The sequence below is a fragment of the Stenotrophomonas sp. YIM B06876 genome, from assembly GCF_030711595.1.
Taxonomy (GTDB): Bacteria; Pseudomonadota; Gammaproteobacteria; order Xanthomonadales; family Xanthomonadaceae; genus Stenotrophomonas.
Genome location: NZ_JAUJUJ010000617.1, coordinates 1 through 386 on the forward strand (window position 1 = coordinate 1; position 386 = coordinate 386).

Consider the following 386-nt stretch of genomic DNA (forward strand, 5'->3'; position numbering starts at 1 on the left):
CGCGACGTACCCGTCGAGCACCGCCTGGCGCAGGAAGAAATCTTTGGCCCGGTGCTCTGCGCCATGGCCTTTGAAGACGAGGACCACGCCGTCGAGCTGGCCAACGCCACGCAGTTCGGCCTGGTGGCCGGCGTGTGGACGCGCGACGGCGCGCGCCAGTTCCGCATGGCCAAGCGCCTGCGCAGCGGCCAGGTGTTCATCAACAACTACGGCGCCGGCGGCGGCGTCGAACTGCCGTTTGGCGGCGTCAAGTCGTCCGGCTACGGGCGCGAAAAAGGCTTTGAAGCGCTGTACGGCTTCACCACCCTGAAAACCGTGGCCATCCGCCACGGATAAACATCCCCTTGCCCCGCGCAGGCGGCCCCGCAAGGCGCCAGCCTGCCTGA

The 386-nt window shown here is 68.1% G+C and carries 1 protein-coding gene; it reads left to right on the top strand.

Annotation, left to right across the window (positions count from 1 at the left end; genetic code table 11):
- Positions 1-336 (top strand): aldehyde dehydrogenase family protein (locus QZH66_RS18725; RefSeq protein ID WP_305807282.1); only part of this gene is annotated, 336 nt, incomplete at its 5' end.
- Positions 337-386 lie beyond the last annotated feature (50 nt).